This window comes from Rhodococcus sp. DMF-1, from assembly GCF_021441945.1.
In the GTDB taxonomy this organism is placed as follows: Bacteria; Actinomycetota; Actinomycetes; order Mycobacteriales; family Mycobacteriaceae; genus Rhodococcus; species Rhodococcus ruber.
Genome location: NZ_CP090442.1, coordinates 100,514 through 118,168, shown reverse-complemented (window position 1 = coordinate 118,168; position 17,655 = coordinate 100,514). Strand labels below are relative to the sequence as shown.

The window sequence follows — 17,655 nt, the reverse complement described above, 5'->3', positions numbered from 1 at the left end:
CGCGGCCGTGGATCCGCTCAGAACGCCGCCGCGGCGAGCAGGACGATCCAGCCGACCGGGACACCGGCGGCGACGCCGGCGGCGATCCACCGCCACAGCGGCACCCGACGCCACCACCACAGGGTGGGGGCGATCCCGGCCGCGGCGACGAGGTTGACGATCACCACGAGCAGGGGGTGCACGCGCCCGAGTTCGAGCCCGAACGCCACGATCGTCACCACCGTGACGGCGAGGGCGAAACCCGTCAGCGTCAGTCCCGTCGACCACGGTGTCGACGGGGCGCGCGGGGGCGCGATCACCGCGGGATCCGTACCCGCTCGTAGAACGCCATCGCCGCGGCCGTGGCGACGTTGAGCGAGTCGGTGCCCGGGGCCATCGGAATGCGGGCCCGCACGTCCGTCGCGCGCATCGCGTGCTCGGTCAGCCCCGGACCCTCGGCACCGAGGAGCAGCGCGACCTTCTCCCCCGTCATCGCCTCGGCCAGCGGCACGGCCTCGGGATTCGGAGTGAGCGAGATGAGCTGGAAGCCGCGCGCCCGCAGCAGGTCCAGATCGTCCGGCCACGTTTCGACGTGCGCGAACGGCACTCGCAGGACATGACCCATCGAGACCCGCACCGACCGCCGGTACAGCGGGTCGGCGCAGCCCTTGCCGAACACGACGGCGTCGACACCGAGGCCGGCGGCGTTGCGGAACATCGAGCCGAGGTTCTCGTGGTCGTTGACACCCTCGAGCACCGCCACCGTGGTGGCCTTCTCGAGGACGTCGTCGAGGGCGAGCGCCGGCGGCCGGTGCGCCACGGCGAGCACCCCGCGGTTGAGGTGGAAGCCGACGACCTCGGCCATGACCTCGGCCGAGGTGCGGTAGAACGGCACGTCGACGTCGCGCAGGTCGTCGGCGAGTTCACCGAGACGACGATCCACCCCGAGCAGGCTGCCGGGTGTGAATCGCGAATCGAGCATCCGCTGGACGACGAGCACGCCCTCCGCGATCACCAACCCCTTGCCGGCCGGCAGGTCGGGCCGGCGATCCGCCGAGTTGAGGTCTCGGAAGTCGTTCAGCCGGGGGTCGGCGGGATCCTCGATGTCGACGATGTGCACCACGCCGTCGATTCTCCCAGGCCACGTCCCGGGCTCGTCGGCGGGTTCGCCGGGCACATCCCGGCCACGAGGACCGGGATCGGCTCACTCCGCTTCGCTGACCAGCTTGTTGATGATCTCCACCGCGTCCCCGAGCGTGGCGAGGCTGGCCTCGTCCAAGGTGGCGAGGCGTTCGGTCAGCCACGCCTCCCGGGCCTGCTGCTCGTCGATCAGCAGTGCCCGGCCCGCGTCCGAGAGCGAGACGATGACCTGCCGGCCGTCCGTGGGATGCGGGGTCCGTTCGACGAGCCCGATCTCGTCGAGCGAGGCGATCACCCGCGTCATGGACGGCGGCTGGACCTTCTCGCGTGCGGCCAGCGCACCGGGGGTCATCGCTCCCTCCTGCCTCAGCGTGGTCATGGCCGACAGCTGAGTCAGGGACACCCGGGAATCGGAGCGCCGCCCCCGCAAATGGCGCGTCAGGCGCACGACTGCCAACGAGAGGTCGCCGGCGAGCGTGCGATGTTCCGATGTCATGGCGTGCACAATACGGGACCGACCGGACACATCGCGCCGCATGTCAGGTGAGCAGTTCGGTGATCGGGTCCACCGCGAAGTAGGCGACGAACAAGCCTGCCACCACCCACAGCAGCGGATGCACCGTCCGCGCCTTTCCGGCCGCGGCGTGCAGGACGACCCACGTGATGAAGCCGACGCCGATGCCGTTGGCGATCGAGTAGGTGAACGGCATGACGACGATCGTGAGGAACGCGGGCAGTGCGATGGCGAACTGGGTGAAGTCGATGTCGCGGACCTGCCCGATCATGAGGGCGCCGACCACCACGAGAGCCGGGGCGGCGGCCTCGACCGGCACCATCTCGTAGAGCGGGGTGAGGAACATCGCGGCGAGGAACAGCACGCCGGTCACCACGTTCGCGAGACCGGTGCGCGCACCCTCGGCGATGCCGGAGGCGGACTCGACGAACACCGTGTTCGACGACGCGGATCCCACACCACCGGCGACGGCACCGGTGCCCTCGACGACGAGGGCACGGCCGATGCCGGGCAGGTTGCCGTTCTTGTCGGTGAGCCCGGCTTCCTTGCCGAGGCCGGTCATCGTGCCCATCGCGTCGAAGAAGTTGGCCAGGACGAGTGTGAACACGAGCAGTGTCGCGGCGATCACGCCGATCCGGGTGAACGCGCCGAAGAGGTCGACGTTGCCCACCAGGCTCAGATCCGGCACGCCGGCCACCTTGTCGGGCACCTCCGGGGTGCTCAGGTTCCAGCCCTTCGGGTCGGTGCCCTGCGACGGCCCGACGCCGGCGACCGCCTCGACGATCGCGGCCACCACCGTGGTCGCGACGATGCCGATGAGCAGACCGCCGGGCACCCGGCGCACGACGAGCACCCCCATCAGCAGCACGCCGAACACGAACACCGCGGTCGGCCACGACGCGATCGAACCGTCGATGCCCAGCCCGACGGGGACGGTGGTGCCGGCCGCGTCCGGCAGGCGGCGCACGAATCCGGCGTCGACCATGCCGATCAGGGCGATGAACGCACCGATACCGGCCGCAATGGCCGCCTTCAGCTCGGGCGGGATCGCGTTGAACACGGCGGTGCGGAAACCGGTGACGGCGAGGATCACGATGATGATGCCGTCGATCACCACGAGGCCCATCGCCTCGGGCCAGGTGACCTGGGGCGCGATGGTGACCGCCAGCAGGGTGTTGATGCCCAGGCCGGCCGCGATGGCGAACGGATAGTTGGCGACGATGCCGAAGACGATGCTCATCAGTCCGGCCACCAGCGCGGTGACGGCCGCGACCTGGTTGACCGGCAGGATGTTGCCGAGCACGTCGACCTTGGCCGTGGCGTCGTCCGGGGAGAAGCTGCCCAGGATCAGCGGATTGAGCACCACGATGTAGGCCATCGCGACGAACGTGACGACACCACCGCGCACCTCCCGCGAGACCGTCGATCCCCGTTCGGTGATCTTGAAGTAGGTGTCGAGGAAGGAGGTGCCGACCGCCGTGCCGGACTTCCGCTCTGAGGATTGGGCCATATCGACTTCCGCTCTGGGGTGGGGGCTGCGTCGCAACGGGAGATTATTGCAACCGGGCTGGACTAGCCTGAAATCGTGAACGACGCACGCACGATCGCCGAGCGGACCCGGCGCCTCGCCGATCCCCGCGCCGCACTGGCGATCGGCACGGCGCTGTGGACGGTGGCGACGATCGTCGTGCTCGTCGCGGACGAGCGGTGGTCGGCCGCACTGCCCGTGTGTGTAGCCGGAATCATCGTGGGACTCTTGGGATTCACCCTGTTCCTCGTGCAGCGCCGGGCCGCACGGCTGGGCCGGCGCGGCGCTCAGGTCGGACTGGACTGACGAGAGGGCGCGTGCCGCCCGGCGTCACGGCCGTGGTGACAGCCGGGACTGCACCCGCGTGATCAACCCCACCCACAGCAACGCCCACAACGACCCCAGCACCCACCCGGCGACGACGTCGGTCAGCCAGTGCGCCGCGAGGTAGACCCGCGAGAGCCCGACCGCGAGCGTGTAGGCGCCGAGAGCGCAGTACGCCACGAGGGCCCCGTGGCTGCCGGGCGGCGACCGCCGGGCGATCACGACGGCGAGCACCGTCGCCAGCATCGCGGTCATCATGGCGTGACCGGACGGGAACGAGTGGGTGGTCAGTTCGACGAGGCGTTCGGGCTGCGGGGGGCGTTCCCGGCCGAACTGCAGCTTGAGCAGGCTCATCAGCGGCCAGCCCGTGAGGATCGTCGCGGACAGCAGCAGCGCATCGTCGCGGCGGCCCGCGCGCAGCATCAGCACCGTCAGCACCGCCGTGACGACGGCGATCGCGGTCATGCCTCCCGAGTGGGTGACGACGGTGACCAGGGCGGTCAACGCGGGTTCGCGCAGGTCCACCACCCCCTCGAGGGTCGTCGTGTCGATACTCATCGCGGCTCCGCCGGCGCGAGCGCCGCGACGGCGGCGGCCAGTCCCGATGCGGTGCAGTGCGTCGTGCCGCTGCCGTCCACCCACCACGCGACCTCGTGCTCGCCGGTGACCGCGCCCGAGCAGCGCACGGTCAGCCGCTCGTGCACGACGAGCGGTCCGCGCGGCACCGTCCGCCCCGCGACGGCCGCGGCGAGCACCGCGGCCGGCTCGTTCCGCCATTCGGTCGCGCGCCCCGGGCCGGTGACATGGCCGGACACCTCGGCCGAGGCGAGGGGCACGTCGAGGAGGTCGGCGAGGACCGGCGCGGCCGGCAGGGTGCCGAGCACGAGCCGGTCGGCGGGGATCACGGCGGCGAGCCAGGGCCGGTCCAGGACCAGTGCGTGCGCGGCATCGACGGTCGTCCCGGCGAGGCTGCGGACGGCGTCGGGCAGGTGCAGGTCGTCGAGGTCGAGTACGCCGGCGGCGCTCGCCGCGGCCAGGGCGGCGTGGGTGTGGACGGTGACGACCGGGACGGGGATGCGGTCGGGATCGGCCAGGAGGTCGAGGAGCAGCGCGGCCGCCTCCGTGCTCTCGACGTCCGTCGCGGCCAGACACGCCCGCAGACGGTCCGCGTCCGGGTGCGGGCAGGGGTCGAGCAGCCCGGCGAACGCGTCGTCGTCGGGGGCGCGCAGGTGCCCGAGCGTCCGGCCGTCCAGCGTCGCGAAGGTGCGCAGCCACCAGGCGGTGTAGCCACGGCGATCGTCGAGGACCGCGGCGGTGCCGGGATCGGCGACGAGGAGCGACAGGGCCCGGTCCCAGCACGCGTCGTCGACCAGGTCGAGATCGCGCACGGCCACGAGCAGGTCGGGGTCCCCGTCGAGGGTTTCCCACCACTGTTCCTCGTCGGGCAGGTCGTGATCGGGACCGGTGGGCAGTTCGGCGCGCAGCACGGTGAAACCCCATCCGACACCGACCGCCCGCAGCGCGTCGGCGTCGTACCGTTCGACCACCTGCGGGTCGAGGGTGGCGAACGGCGCGTCCGGCACCAGCACCTCGGCGAGGGGTGCCCCCGGCAGCAGCAGTTCGTCGGCGGGCACGAGTTCACCGTCGACGTCGGGCAGCAGCAGCGCTCCGAGCTCCCGGGGCACCGCCGCGGCCGGTACCTGTGCGGCCAGCCGGAGTACGACGTCCGCCAGTTCGGTCGTCGCCTCGCAGTCCGCGGCGTCGACGTCCTCGACCGCCGCGAGCAGGGCCGGATCCGCGAGCAGATCCGCCGCCGTGACCGTGCCGGCGCCGAGCCGGGTGAGCAGCGGATGTGCGGCGTCGGGATGCACGAGACGCACCCACGGCAGCCGCAGATGCCCGACGTCCGTGCCCAGCACGGTGGTCCGCGGCCCGGTCACGGTGCGCCCGTCCGACAGCGGGACCGGGATCGCGGCGAGTTCCTCGGCGACCACGGCGTCGACGACCAACGGGGTGAGCGCCTCGTACAGCCGGTACCACCATGCGGGTTCACGCTCGACGCCGGCGAGCAGTTCGGCGATCCGCGCCGGCCCGAGCCGGTGCACGTCGACGGCGCCGAGCGCCGCCGCGTGCCGCGGCCCGCACAGATCGGGCCGGATCAGGCCGGGCACGACGTCGGCGAGGACACCGGCGAGCTCGTCGGTCAGACCGGTCAGTGCGGTGGCGCGGTCCGGGAGCAGATCGTCGCCGCCGTCGGCGGGGGGCAGCCACGGATGCGCGCGCAGCTCCTGCAGCACGGCCTCCCGCAGCAGCGCGTCGACCTCGCTGCGCGCGAAACCGGGAACCGGAACCATCGACGGCCGGTGCCGCGGGGGCAGGGCCGCGACGAAGTCGGCGTAACCGCGGACGAGCCCGGCCACCGGGGCGCCGGGGAGCAGGCGGCGCCGGTCGGGTTGCATCGGCACGTCGGCGATCACCAGCGCGGGCAGCGAGAGTTCCTCGTCCGAGCGGGTGGGGGCACGCAGCACGTCCTGGGACACCGGCACCGGCACCCCGTCGACGACCGGAACGAGCCAGCGGGCGTGCGGGCCCGTGTACTCCCACCAGGTCCGCTCGCCGACGGCGACGACACGCAGCCCGGACTCGGTGTCGGTGCAGGTGCGGGTGAACGTGCGAGCGCCGACCGTGACGGTGGTCAGGGCGGGCAGTTCGAGGAGCAGGTCGACGGCCTCCGCGGCGAACCCGTCGAGCAGCGCGTCGGCGTCGATGCCGGCACGCAGCCGCAGCACCACCTCGGTGTCCCAGCCCGGCGCGGGTGGTGCGGGAACCGGCCAGGCGAGACGCAGCACCGGGATGCCGGATTCCGGGACGGGCAGGTCGCGGTCGGCGAGGGCGTCCCGGGTGCGTGCGGCGGAGAAGCGGATCGAGCCGGAACGCGAACGGATCTCGATGTCCGCGCTGACCGCCGCGACGGCGGTGAACCCGACCCCGAACCGGCCGACCCCGCCCGTCTTGCTCGACGCGCGCAGGGCCGTCAGCGCCTGCACGCCGGCCTCGTCGAGCACCGCGCCGGTGTTCGCGACGTGCAGGTCGTCGCCGTCGCGCCACAGGCACAGCACCCCCGGCACGCCCGCGCGCGCGGCCGCGTCGGCCGCGTTCTGCGCGAGTTCGGTCAGCACCCGGTCCCGGTAGCCGGCCCGGACGAGGTCGGCCTCGGTGGCGGCGTCCTCCCGCAGCCGGGTCGGGGACGATGCCCAGGCCAGCAGGGTGCCCTCGCGCAGCCCCGCTGTCCCGAAGGGGTCGGGGCGCGGCATCGTCAGTCGGTCTGTTCCGGCGGCTCGGCCCCGGCCGGCTCGGCGGCCACGGTCTCGGTGCTCTCCGCGGTCTCGGTGTTCGCTGCAGTCTCGGTGCTCTCCGCCGTCTCGGTGTTCGCTGCAGTCTCGGCGCTCTCCGCCGTCTCGGTGCTCTCCGCCGTCTCGGTGTTCGCTGCAGTCTCGGCGCTCTCCGCAGTCTCGGCGCTCTCCGCGGTCTCGGAGCTCTCCGCCGTCTCGGTGCCAACGGTCCCGTTCTCCATCGCGGCCTCGTCGACCACTGCGGCGGCGGCGTCCCGGTCGTCCGCGCCGGGACGGTCCTGCTCTCCTTCGGCGGCGGGCGGCAGGGCGACGACCTCGACAGCGGAGTCGTCGTACGGCTCGTGGACCGGGGAGCCGGCGCCGGTCGGCAGGGTGGTGTCCGAGTGGGCTCCGCACCCGTACGCCGAATGCACCACGTGGCCGTCGGCGGCGAATTCGTTGCCGCACACGCCGAACGCCGCGCGCAGGGAACCCGCGAGGGGCAGGTAGAACCCGCACAGCCGGCACGTCGAGGGCGCCGCCTTGGCCATCTCCGACTCCGGACCGTAGTCGCCGTCGTACCAGCGCTGGGCCGCCTCGAGACGTCCCTCGAGGCTCATGACCTGTTTGCGGCCCAGGCCGATCTCGCGGGCCGTCTCGTCGATCTCGGGGTCGCCGGTGGCGACATAGCCCGGCACGAGGCGCGGATCCCCGGCCGGAGGGGCGAGCAGATCACCGGGGCCGAGGTCGCCGGGCCGGATCCGCTCGTTCCACGGCACCCACCGGGGCGCGACCAGGGCGTCCGGTCCGGGCAGCAGCGCCATCTCGCTCACGGTCACCCGATCCGAGCCGGGCGCGGCGGCGACGACGACGGCCCACTGCCAGCCCCGGTACCCGGGCAGTTCCGCGGCGAACCGGTGGGTGGCGGCGCAGTCGTCCTCGGCGGCGACGCCCAGGTACGCGCCGACGCCGGTCTCTCCGGCGTCCAGCAGCGCGGCCCGCGCGACGTCGACGGCGTCGGCCAGCAGAGGCTGTACGAGCTGTTCGGTAGAGGCGGACGCGGAGCCGGACGCAACTGAGGAAGGCACACCACTCACGGAGCCCATTCTGCCGCACGGAACCGTCGCCGCGAGCCTCGGCTGCCATCATGTGGGCATGCGCCGACGTCCGCTCTCCGTCGTGGCCGGTGTCGCGGCCGCGATCGTGGCCGGTGTCGCGGCGGCCGCGTGCGACTCCGCCCCGGCGGATCCGGGTCCGCCGGCCGAGCGGCTGCGCACCGAGATCGTGGCCGTGTACCCGCACGATCCTGCCGCGTTCACCCAGGGCCTCGAGGTGTCCGGCGACGAGCTGCTCGAGGGCACCGGCCTGTCCGGCCGGTCGTGGATCGCGGCGCGGTCGCTGGCCACCGGCGCCGAACGGGTCCGGGTCCCGGTGCCGGACGACATGTTCGGCGAAGGCATCACGGTCGCCGGCGCCACCGTGTGGCAGCTGACGTGGCAGGACGGGGTCGCGATCGCCCGGGACCGGGACACCCTGGCCGAACGCGGCCGCGCCGGCTACGACGGGGAGGGCTGGGGACTGTGTGCACAGAACGACCGGCTGGTGATGAGCGACGGCACGGCGGAACTGACGTTCCGGCACCCCGGGACCTTCGCCGAGACGGGCCGGGTCACGGTACTGCGTGAGGGCCGCGCCGTGACCCGGCTCAACGAACTCGAGTGCACCGACGACGGTGCGGTGTACGCGAACGTGTGGAAGACCGACGAGATCCTGCGCATCGACCCGGACGAGGGCCGGGTGACCGCCGTGGTGGACGCCGGGGCACTGCGCGAACACCTGACCGAAGGCCGGCGCGAGCGCATCGACGTGCTCAACGGAATCGCCCACCTGCCCGGTACCGATCGCTTCCTCGTCACCGGCAAGTACTGGCCGTCGATGTTCGAGGTGCGGTTCGTGCCGTGACCGCGGCACCGGTGGGGTACGTCGACGAACGCCGATCCGCCCGGTGCGACAGAATTGTGCCGTGACCGATTCGGACGAGGAACGCGCGCACGACGACGCGGACCGTCGTGCCGACGTCGGCGGTCGTCCCCGCCCGTCGGCCCGGGCCCCGCACCCCGGCAACGGCAACTATCCGCCGCCACGGCGCACGTCCGCGCGGCGCACTCCCCTGCCACCGCTGCACCCGGTCGAGGACGCCCGCCGGCACCGGGGCGACGACCCGTCCCGCGGCGAGCGGGCCGACGCCCCACGGGCCCCGCGGATGCCGCGCAAGCTCACGGTCACGCGCGTCGCGGCGCTACGCAGCCGTGAGCTCACGAGCAAGGGCATCGCGACGTTCCGCCGCGCCGCCACGGCGGACGGCGCGGACCGCTCGGGCCTGACGGCCCTGACCTACGCGACGATGGCGAACTTCGCCAGCGACGCCGCGGTCGCCGTGGCCCTGGCGAACACCCTGTTCTTCTCCGCGGCGACGGGTGAGGACAAGACCAAGGTCGCCCTGTATCTGCTCATCACGATCGCCCCCTTCGCGGTGATCGCCCCGCTGATCGGCCCGCTGCTCGACCGGTTGCAGCACGGCCGCCGGCTGGCGCTGGCCACGTCGTTCGCAGCCCGCACCGTGCTCGCGGTGGTGCTGGTGTTCAACTTCGACAGCTGGGGCCTGTACCCCGCCGCCCTCGCGATGATGGTGCTGTCCAAATCGTTCGCCGTGCTCAAGTCGGCGGTGACACCGCGGGTGCTGCCACCCGAGATCGATCTCGTCCGGGTGAACTCGCGGCTGACGGTCTTCGGCCTGGTGGGCGGCACGATGGGCGCCGGGGCGGTCGCCGCCGCCGCGGCCTGGTTGTTCGGCTCGTCCGGGGCCCTGTGGCTGTGTGCCGTCATCACCGCGTTCGGCGCGTACCTGAGCATGCGGATCCCCTCGTGGGTGGAGGTCACCGAGGGTGAGGTGCCGGCCACGCTGTCGTACCACGGCGCCGAGCCCCGCGTCGGAACCCGCACCGAGGTGGTCGCGGCACCCGGGCGCGCCGCCGGCGGGAAGGGCCGTCGCCAGCCGCTGGGACGGGCCGTGCTCACCGGACTGTGGGGTAACGGCACGATCCGGGTACTCACCGGTTTCCTGACCTTGTTCATCGCCTTCGTCGCCAAGTCGAGGACCGAGCACGAGCCCTTGGTCCAGGCCGCCATGCTGGGCCTGGTCGGCGCGGCTGCCGCCGTCGGCAACTTCACCGGCAACGCGACCGGCGCGCGGCTCACCCTGGGCCGGCCGGCCCTGATCGTGGTGCGCTGCACCGCGGCCGTGACGGTGGTGGCGGCGCTGGCCGCTGCGACCGGCAGCCTGTTCACCGCGGCACTGGTGGCGCTGGTGGGGTCCTGCGCGAGCGCACTGGCCAAGGTGTCGCTGGATGCGTCGCTGCAGCAGGACCTCCCGGAGGAGTCCATCGCGTCCGGGTTCGGTCGTTCGGAGACGGTGCTGCAACTGAGCTGGGTGTTCGGTGGGGCGCTGGGGGTGCTGCTGCCCACCGAGTACTGGCTCGGGTTCACCGTGATCACGGTCGTGCTGGCCCTCGGGCTGACGCAGACGATCCTCACCTACCGTGGAGGCACCGTCGTTCCGGGCTTCGGTGGCAAACGCCCGGAACACGCCACCCAGGAGACCACCGGTCGCAGCCCGCGGCCAGGCGGACGTACGACGAGAAACGGAACCCGATGAGACTGCAGCCCCGGACGAAGAAGACGATCGCGATCCTGGTGGTCGTGGCGCTGATCACGATCGGCGGGCTCACCGCGGTCGTGGTCTCCCTCGTCCGGTCGGCACCGCCGAGCCTGCCCACGGTGACGGCGTATGCGCAGGGCCGTGCGGTCACGGTCGAACCCGGCCTGTGCAGCGCCGACGGCACGTGCGCCGGTCTCGAGGCGGTGATGCTCGAGGTTCCGGCCGGCCGGCCGCTGCAGCTGTCGCTGCCGTCGGAGATCGCGGACTCCGACTGGCGGCTCAACGTCACCTACGGTGATCCGCGCACCGGCGAGATCTTCGAGGGGTTCCGCGACTACACGCCCGGGCAGGCCCGGGCCGTGACGGTGCCGTCCGACCCCGGGGCGCAGTTGCTGAACGTGGTGCTGCAGCTGCCCGCGACCGGGGAGCAGGCGCCGGTCTGGGCGATCCAGACGTTCTGAGCACCAGCGCGCACGCGCTCCGGGCCACAGCGCGCACGCGAGAGGGGCCTTCCGGTGCAGCACCGGAAGGCCCCTCTCGCTCGGGTGTCAGGAGTCGAGCTCGCGCGCGACGGCGCGCATGACCTCGGAGATCCGCTGGGCGGTCTTGCGCTCGGGATGACGGCCCTTGCGCAGCTCGGGCTGCACGGTGGCCTCGAGCAGCTTGATCATGTCCTCGACCATGCCGTGCAGTTCGTCGGGGGTGTGCCGCTTCTGGGGAGCCGCCTCGCGCCGGCCACCCTGGCGGACCGAGGGCAACGGATCGAGCAGTTTCAGACTGAGGGCCTGCGGCCCACGACGCCCCGCGGCCATGCCGAACTCGACCCGCTGACCCGGCTTGAGGCCCTCGACCCCGGCCGGGAGCGCGGACGCGCGTACGTAGACGTCCTCGCCCTCCTCCTGGGACAGGAAGCCGAAGCCCTTCTCCACGTCGTACCACTTCACCTTGCCGGTAGGCACTGCGTTCACCCGCTCCTCGACAGCCGTGCCCCGCGGGGCACGAGTGGATATGCAAAACAACGCGCCCCGCTTCGAGTGCGGGACGCGCAGACTTGCGTCAGTGTACCCGGGGCGCAGTCCGCTTCCGAAAGTCCGGCGACGGCGTGCCGGGCCGCGGAAGCACTACGGTGGAACGCGTGGGTACCTCCAGTTCTTCCGTACCGGGCAACGGCCTGCTCAAGGCCGCACTGGCCTGCTTCGCGGTCGGGGTCGTCGCCGTCGTGGCGATCTTCCTGACCCCCGTCGTCACCGACGGCCGGCCGGGCCTGGTCCTGTATCTGCTGACTCTCGCCTGGCCGCTCGGTTTCGTGCTGGCCTTGACCTTCGCGCTGCGCTCCGGCCGGCGCGCCCGCGGAAGGGACCGCACGTGAGGATTCTGCTCAACATCATCTGGCTGGTCTTCGGCGGCCTGTGGCTGGCGCTGGGGTACTTCGTGGCGGGCCTGATCTGCTTCGTGCTGATCATCACCATCCCGTTCGGGATCGCGGCGTTCCGCATCGGTGTGTACGCGCTGTGGCCGTTCGGCAAGACGGTGGTGGACAAGCCCACGGCGGGGGCGGGTTCGCTGATCGGCAACGTGATCTGGGTGATCGTCGCCGGCATCTGGCTCGCCCTGGGGCATGTCGTGACGGCGATCGCGATGGCGATCACGATCATCGGCATCCCGTTGGCGGTCGCGAACCTGAAGATGGTGCCGATCTCGCTGCTGCCGCTCGGGAAGGACATCGTCCCGGTGGACAACCGGCCCAGTTACATGTGACGTTCCTCACATAACGCGGGCATAACGAGGGGGTCGCGGACCGGGACCGGCGATGGACTTTCGGCCCTACCTGCGACTTCATCGCGTCACACCGGGCACCTCTGCACCGCCGGCGCGACGCTCGGCGTTATCAATTGGTGACAATCACCGTCTCGAGCCGTTACCGTCATGTCCGGCCGGTTGGTTCGGCCACCCCGGGTCCGTCGCGCCAAATCCTGCTCCGCGGATTCCGGGTGTCCCGACGAACGATCCACGGGAGCAGGAAGCGGGGGACCCAACGGTCTCCCAGGGAACACCGATTCCCAGGAGGCACCCGGATCGCCGCCCCGGCGACGGTCCTTGGGGTGAAGCCGAATCGCCCACCGGCGAGGAGGCCGGGCTACCTCTTCAGCCCGAACCCGACAGCTGACCTCGTAGGCGCGTACGGAGAGGAATCGGAACCGACATGAGCGGACGCCATCGCAAACCCACCAACACCGGCCGCACCGTCGCCAAGTTCGCGCTGACCAGCGCTGTTCTCGGCGTCACGGGCGTCGCCTTCAGCGGCACCGCCAACGCCGCTCCCGACTCCGACTGGGATCGCCTCGCGCAGTGCGAGTCCGGCGGCAACTGGGGCATCAACACCGGCAACGGCTACCAGGGTGGCCTGCAGTTCTCCCCCAGCACGTGGAACGCCTACGGCGGCGGCGAGTATGCCGCGACCGCCAACCAGGCCAGCCGTGAAGAGCAGATCGTCGTCGCCGAGCGCGTGCTGGCCGGCCAGGGCTGGGGCGCATGGCCGTCCTGCTCCTCGAGCCTCGGCCTGAGCAGCGCGCCGACGCAGCGCAGCGCGCCGTCCACGAGCGCCGGCACCGTCCAGAACACCCCGGTCGTCGAGGCCGCCCCCGAGGCGCCCGAGCTTCCTGCCCTGCCCGCCGAGGCCCAGGGCCTGCGGGCCGGCTTCGAACAGGGCCTCGAGGCCCTGCGCCAGGCCGGCATCGCCGTCGACCAGAACCTCGTCGACGCGGTCAACGCCGCACTGCCGAACTGACACCCGGCACAGCCACACGAAAGAGCCCCGCACCTGCAGGTGCGGGGCTCTTCTGCAATCCGGGTCAGCGGTTGATGACGGTGCGGGGGTGGGTGTACGGCAGGGCGTCGACGGGCAGCGGGAACTCCATCTCCTCGCCGTACGGGGACAGCGGGCCGGAACGAGTCGAGGACAACTCGGTGACGGCGTGGTCCCCGTCCGCCACCTTGGGCCACCCCGGATCGACGTACTGCTTCTTCGAATTGTCAGCCATGCGCTCATTTTGGCAGGCACGTTCACGGACAGCCACTTCAGGTCTCTAATCTTGGTGTCGATGACCGCCACCGACCCCGCCGCGCCGGAGACCGGCCCGGAGTCACTCGCCCGCTGGCTCGCCGACCGCCGCGACGCCGACCTCGGCGAGCTCCTGCGCGCCCGCCCCGACCTGGTGGTCCCGCCACCCGCCACGATGACCGTCCTGGCCGGCCGCGCACAACAGCGCGCGTCGGTGTTCCGCGCCGCCGACGAGCTCTCCGTCCTCGACTTCGGGGTGGTCGAGGCCCTGACCCGGCTGGGTGCCGACCGGGTGCCCGTCACGCGCCGCGCTCTGCTCGACTCCCTCTCCGGTCGGGTCACGGCCAAGAACGTCGACCGGTCGCTCGAGGCCCTGCGCCGGCTCTCCCTCGTATGGGGCCCGGCCGAGGGGCTGCGGGTCGTCGAGGCCGCCGCCGCGACCGTGCCCTGGCGCCTCGGGCGCGGCCCCGACCCCGATCCCGACCCACAGGACCTCGGCGCCGTCCTCGCCGACCTCGACCCGGCCCGGCGCAGCCTGCTCGACACGCTGGCGCGCACCTCCCCCGTCGGCCGGACCCGCGACGCCGCACCGGACACACCCGCCGACCGGCCCGTGCAGCGCCTGATCGCGGCCGGCCTGCTGATCCGGCTCGACGACGAGACCGTCGAACTGCCGCACCGCGTCGGTCAGGCACTGCGCGACGAGGCGCCGTTCGACCCCGCCGCCCTGACCCCGCCCCGGCCGCTGCCCGCGACGCACGTCGTCGCCGACGTCAACGCCACCGCGGCGGGTGCCGCCCTCGAGCTGCTGCGGCACTGCGAGAACCTGATCGACGCGCTCGGCGCCCTCCCCGCTCCCGCGCTCAAGTCCGGGGGTCTCGGGGTACGGGAGCTGCGTCGCCTCGCCAAGACCGTCGACGTGGACGAGCAGCTCGCCGCGCTGCTCGTCGAGGTGCTCGCCGCCGCCGGACTGATCGCACGGGGCATGCCGCAGCCGGCGCCGACCACGGACATCGACGACTACTGGGCGCCGACCACCGCCGCCGACGGCTGGTCGAACGCGCCTCCCGCGCAGCGCTGGGCCGTGCTCGCCGGCGCGTGGCTCGACGCGCCGCGCCGCATGTGGCTCGTCGGGCGTCGCGACGCCACCGACAAGCCGATCGCCGCACTCTCCGACGAGGCCCGGTCCACCGCCGCACCCCGTGAGCGGCGCCTGCTGCTCGAGCTGCTCGCCGAGGTACCCGGGTCGGCGCCCGACGCGGATGCGGCTCGAGCCGTGCTGGCCTGGCGGCGGCCGCGGTGGGCGGCCCGGCTCGGCGGTGACACGGTGGCCGAGACGCTGCGCGAAGCGACGGCTCTGGCCGTCGTCGCGCACGGTGCTCTCGCCTCTCCCGGCAAGGCGCTGCTGCACGGCGGCGACGCCGACGCCGAGATGGCCGCGGTCCTGCCCGAGCCGGTCGACTACGTGCTCGTCCAGGCCGACCTGACGGTGGTCGCGCCCGGCCCCCTGGTACCGGAACTCGCGGACCGCATCGCTCTCGTCGCCGACGTCGAGTCGGCGGGCGCCGCGACCGTGTACCGGGTGACCGAGGCGGGCGTGCGCCGCGCCCTGGACGCCGGCACCGGCGCCGCCGACCTGCACGCCCTGTTCGCCACGCATTCGCGAACGCCCGTCCCCCAGGCGCTGACCTACCTGATCGACGACGTCGCCCGCCGTCACGGCCGGCTCCGCGCCGGGGTCGCCGCCTCGTTCGTCCGCTCCGACGACCCCGCGCTGCTGGCCGAGGTGCTCGGGCACCCCGTCGCCGCCCGCCTCGCCCTGCGGGCCGTCGCGCCCACGGTCGCGATCTCGCAGGCGCCGCTGGCGGAGGTGCTCGCCGAGCTGCGCGGTGCCGGATTCGCGCCGGCCGGCGAGGACGCCACCGGCGCGGTGCTGGACCTGCGGCCGCGAGGCGCCCGGGTGTCGGTGCCGCGGGCACGGCCCCGCTACGCCGGCCCGATGCCGCCCACCGGGGAGCAACTCGACACCCTGATCCGCACGCTGCGCGCCGGGGACCGGGCCGCGGCCGCCCCGCGCGGGGCCACGGTCCGCGGGGACGGCTCCCGCACCGGTGGTGCCGCGACGATGGCGCTGCTGCAGCTCGCCGCGCACGACAAGCGCAGCGTCCGGATCGGCTACGTCGATGCGCAGGGTGTCGCCACCCATCGCATCGTCGATCCCGTCGCCGTCGGCGGCGGACAGCTCGAGGCCTTCGACCCGGCCGCGGGCACGGTCCGCAGTTTCGTGCTGCACCGCATCACCACGGTCGCCCTCGTCGACTGACGGCGGCGGTGGCGGCCCGGCCGTCCCGCCTGGAGAATAGAGAGGTTGTTCTCTGTTCCCGTGCTAGGAGGCGTCCGTGCCCGACGGACCGTTGATCGTCCAGTCCGACAAGACCCTGCTCCTCGAGGTCGACCACGCGCTCGCGAACGAGGCCCGGCAGGCGATCGCCCCGTTCGCCGAACTCGAACGCGCCCCCGAGCATGTGCACACCTACCGCGTCACCCCGCTGGCGTTGTGGAACGCCCGGGCCGCGGGGCACGACGCCGAGCAGGTCGTCGACGCCCTCGTCAGCCACTCCCGGTTCGCCGTCCCGCAGCCGCTGCTCGTCGACATCGTCGACACCATGGCCCGCTACGGACGGCTGCAGCTGGTGAAGAATCCCGCGCACGGCCTGACCCTGGTCAGTCTCGACCGGGCGGTGCTCGAGGAGGTGATGCGCAACAAGAAGATCGCCCCGATGCTCGGCGCGCGGCTCGACGACGACACCGTGATCGTGCATCCGAGCGAGCGTGGCCGGCTCAAGCAGATGCTGCTCAAGGTGGGCTGGCCGGCCGAGGACCTCGCCGGCTACGTCGACGGGGAGGCGCACGCGATCAGCCTCGACTTCGAGTCCCACCCCTGGCATCTACGGGACTACCAGGAGATGGCCGCGGACTCGTTCTGGGCCGGCGGCTCCGGCGTGGTCGTGCTGCCCTGCGGGGCGGGCAAGACGATGGTGGGTGCGGCCGCGATGGCCAAGGCCGGTGCCACCACCCTGATCCTGGTGACCAACACCGTCGCGGGGCGGCAGTGGAAGCGCGAACTGATCGCACGCACGTCGCTCACCGAGGACGAGATCGGCGAGTACTCCGGGGAGAAGAAGGAGATCCGCCCGGTCACCATCGCCACCTACCAGGTGATCACCCGCAAGTCGAAGGGCGAGTACCGCAACCTCGAACTGTTCGACTCCCGCGACTGGGGGCTGATGATCTACGACGAGGTGCACCTGCTGCCCGCACCGGTGTTCCGGATGACGGCCGATCTGCAGTCCCGGCGCCGGCTCGGCCTCACCGCGACGCTCGTGCGCGAGGACGGCCGCGAGGGCGACGTGTTCTCGCTCATCGGTCCCAAGCGCTACGACGCGCCGTGGAAGGACATCGAGGCGCAGGGCTGGATCGCGCCCGCGGAGTGCGTGGAGGTGCGGGTGACCCTGACCGACGCGGAACGGATGGCGTACGCGGTCGCCGAGCCCGAGGAACGGTACAAGCTGTGCTCGACCGCGCACACGAAGATCGCGGTGGTGAAGTCGATCCTGGCCCGGCACCGCGACTCCCCCACCCTGATCATCGGCGCGTACCTCGATCAGCTCGACGAACTCGGCGCGGCGCTCGGCGCCCCGGTGATCAAGGGCTCGACCCGGAACAAGGAGCGCGAGGAGCTGTTCGACCGCTTCCGCGCCGGCGAGCTGAAGGTGCTCGTCGTGTCCAAGGTCGCGAACTTCTCGATCGACCTGCCCGAGGCCTCGGTGGCGGTGCAGGTGTCCGGCACGTTCGGCTCGCGTCAGGAGGAGGCGCAGCGTCTCGGCCGGTTGCTGCGTCCCAAGCACGACGGCGGGCAGGCGCACTTCTACTCGGTCGTCGCGCGCGACACCCTCGACGCCGAGTACGCCGCGCACCGGCAGCGGTTCCTCGCCGAACAGGGCTACGCGTACCGGATCACCGACGCCGACGATCTGCTCGGGCCCGCCATCGGCTGAT

Annotated in this window: 18 protein-coding genes and 1 riboswitch; of the genes, 9 read left to right on the top strand and 9 right to left on the bottom strand. The window is 72.5% G+C overall.

The features are described 5' to 3' along the window. Window positions 1–17 precede the first annotated feature (17 nt). The 4 genes from LZP97_RS00610 to LZP97_RS00595 form a co-directional block, all read right to left on the bottom strand. Complete coding sequence (locus tag LZP97_RS00610; protein WP_010593986.1) at window positions 18–299, bottom strand: DUF2537 domain-containing protein; 282 nt, start codon at window positions 297–299, stop codon at window positions 18–20. After that, window positions 296–1,102, bottom strand: a complete 807-nt coding sequence (locus tag LZP97_RS00605) for a TrmH family RNA methyltransferase (protein WP_010593985.1) — start codon at window positions 1,100–1,102, stop codon at window positions 296–298. Before LZP97_RS00605 ends, LZP97_RS00610 begins: the two co-directional genes overlap by 4 nt. 81 nt (window positions 1,103–1,183) lie before the next feature. Continuing rightward, on the bottom strand, window positions 1,184–1,615 hold the full coding sequence (locus LZP97_RS00600; RefSeq protein ID WP_010593984.1) for a MarR family winged helix-turn-helix transcriptional regulator: 432 nt from the start codon (window positions 1,613–1,615) through the stop codon (window positions 1,184–1,186). Between the two features lie 43 nt (window positions 1,616–1,658). Next, entirely contained in the window at window positions 1,659–3,143 is a 1,485-nt protein-coding gene (locus tag LZP97_RS00595) for an NCS2 family permease (protein WP_010593983.1), read from the bottom strand. Between the two features lie 75 nt (window positions 3,144–3,218). Between LZP97_RS00595 and LZP97_RS00590 the strand changes: the two genes are divergently transcribed. After that, the gene (locus LZP97_RS00590; RefSeq protein ID WP_010593982.1) at window positions 3,219–3,467 is read left to right on the top strand and encodes a DUF2530 domain-containing protein; all 249 of its coding nucleotides are present in this window, start codon (window positions 3,219–3,221) and stop codon (window positions 3,465–3,467) included. Window positions 3,468–3,491: 24 nt separating this feature from the next. Here the strand turns inward: LZP97_RS00590 and LZP97_RS00585 are convergent, their stop codons facing one another. The 3 genes from LZP97_RS00585 to LZP97_RS00575 are packed head-to-tail and all read right to left on the bottom strand — an operon-like array spanning window position 3,492 to window position 7,923. Further along, on the bottom strand, window positions 3,492–4,127 hold the full coding sequence (locus tag LZP97_RS00585) for a phosphatase PAP2 family protein (RefSeq protein ID WP_010593981.1): 636 nt from the start codon (window positions 4,125–4,127) through the stop codon (window positions 3,492–3,494). After that, window positions 4,040–6,799 (bottom strand): sacsin N-terminal ATP-binding-like domain-containing protein, encoded by a 2,760-nt coding sequence (locus LZP97_RS00580; RefSeq protein ID WP_048772345.1) that lies wholly within the window; start codon window positions 6,797–6,799, stop codon window positions 4,040–4,042. The genes LZP97_RS00585 and LZP97_RS00580 overlap by 88 nt, the downstream gene beginning before the upstream one ends. 2 nt (window positions 6,800–6,801) lie before the next feature. After that, a complete protein-coding gene (locus LZP97_RS00575; RefSeq protein WP_048772348.1) occupies window positions 6,802–7,923 on the bottom strand; it encodes a DUF3027 domain-containing protein in 1,122 nt (373 codons plus the stop codon). Between the two features lie 49 nt (window positions 7,924–7,972). Here LZP97_RS00575 and LZP97_RS00570 point away from each other — a divergent pair, with 49 nt between their 5' ends. From LZP97_RS00570 to LZP97_RS00560, 3 genes are all read left to right on the top strand, one after another. Further along, entirely contained in the window at window positions 7,973–8,779 is an 807-nt protein-coding gene (locus tag LZP97_RS00570; protein ID WP_053085917.1) for a glutaminyl-peptide cyclotransferase, read from the top strand. A gap of 61 nt (window positions 8,780–8,840) precedes the next feature. Further along, on the top strand, window positions 8,841–10,532 hold the full coding sequence (locus LZP97_RS00565) for an MFS transporter (protein ID WP_234574940.1): 1,692 nt from the start codon (window positions 8,841–8,843) through the stop codon (window positions 10,530–10,532). Continuing rightward, window positions 10,529–10,996 carry a DUF2771 family protein gene (locus LZP97_RS00560; protein ID WP_010593975.1) on the top strand — a complete coding sequence of 156 codons (468 nt, stop codon included), beginning with the start codon at window positions 10,529–10,531 and terminating at the stop codon, window positions 10,994–10,996. Before LZP97_RS00565 ends, LZP97_RS00560 begins: the two co-directional genes overlap by 4 nt. Before the next feature lie 87 nt (window positions 10,997–11,083). Here the strand turns inward: LZP97_RS00560 and LZP97_RS00555 are convergent, their stop codons facing one another. After that, window positions 11,084–11,494 carry a cold-shock protein gene (locus tag LZP97_RS00555; protein WP_010593974.1) on the bottom strand — a complete coding sequence of 137 codons (411 nt, stop codon included), beginning with the start codon at window positions 11,492–11,494 and terminating at the stop codon, window positions 11,084–11,086. A 167-nt stretch (window positions 11,495–11,661) separates the two neighbouring features. Here LZP97_RS00555 and LZP97_RS00550 point away from each other — a divergent pair, with 167 nt between their 5' ends. The 3 genes from LZP97_RS00550 (at window position 11,662) to LZP97_RS00540 (ending at window position 13,323) form a co-directional block, all read left to right on the top strand. After that, a complete protein-coding gene (locus tag LZP97_RS00550; protein WP_010593973.1) occupies window positions 11,662–11,904 on the top strand; it encodes a hypothetical protein in 243 nt (80 codons plus the stop codon). Further along, on the top strand, window positions 11,901–12,293 hold the full coding sequence (locus tag LZP97_RS00545) for a YccF domain-containing protein (RefSeq protein WP_010593972.1): 393 nt from the start codon (window positions 11,901–11,903) through the stop codon (window positions 12,291–12,293). The genes LZP97_RS00550 and LZP97_RS00545 overlap by 4 nt, the downstream gene beginning before the upstream one ends. Window positions 12,294–12,504: 211 nt before the next feature. After that, window positions 12,505–12,729, top strand: a riboswitch (cyclic di-AMP (ydaO/yuaA leader). A 9-nt stretch (window positions 12,730–12,738) separates the two neighbouring features. Next, complete coding sequence (locus LZP97_RS00540; RefSeq protein ID WP_010593971.1) at window positions 12,739–13,323, top strand: resuscitation-promoting factor Rpf1 domain-containing protein; 585 nt, start codon at window positions 12,739–12,741, stop codon at window positions 13,321–13,323. Window positions 13,324–13,387: 64 nt separating this feature from the next. Here the strand turns inward: LZP97_RS00540 and LZP97_RS00535 are convergent, their stop codons facing one another. Further along, window positions 13,388–13,576, bottom strand: coding sequence for a hypothetical protein (locus LZP97_RS00535; RefSeq protein WP_003936421.1), 189 nt, complete (start codon window positions 13,574–13,576; stop codon window positions 13,388–13,390). 60 nt (window positions 13,577–13,636) lie between these two features. Between LZP97_RS00535 and LZP97_RS00530 the strand changes: the two genes are divergently transcribed. Together LZP97_RS00530 and LZP97_RS00525 are read left to right on the top strand one after the other, a co-directional pair. Continuing rightward, entirely contained in the window at window positions 13,637–15,919 is a 2,283-nt protein-coding gene (locus LZP97_RS00530) for a helicase-associated domain-containing protein (RefSeq protein ID WP_048772354.1), read from the top strand. A gap of 76 nt (window positions 15,920–15,995) precedes the next feature. Next, window positions 15,996–17,654 (top strand): DNA repair helicase XPB, encoded by a 1,659-nt coding sequence (locus LZP97_RS00525; protein WP_010593968.1) that lies wholly within the window; start codon window positions 15,996–15,998, stop codon window positions 17,652–17,654. Window position 17,655 lies beyond the last annotated feature (1 nt).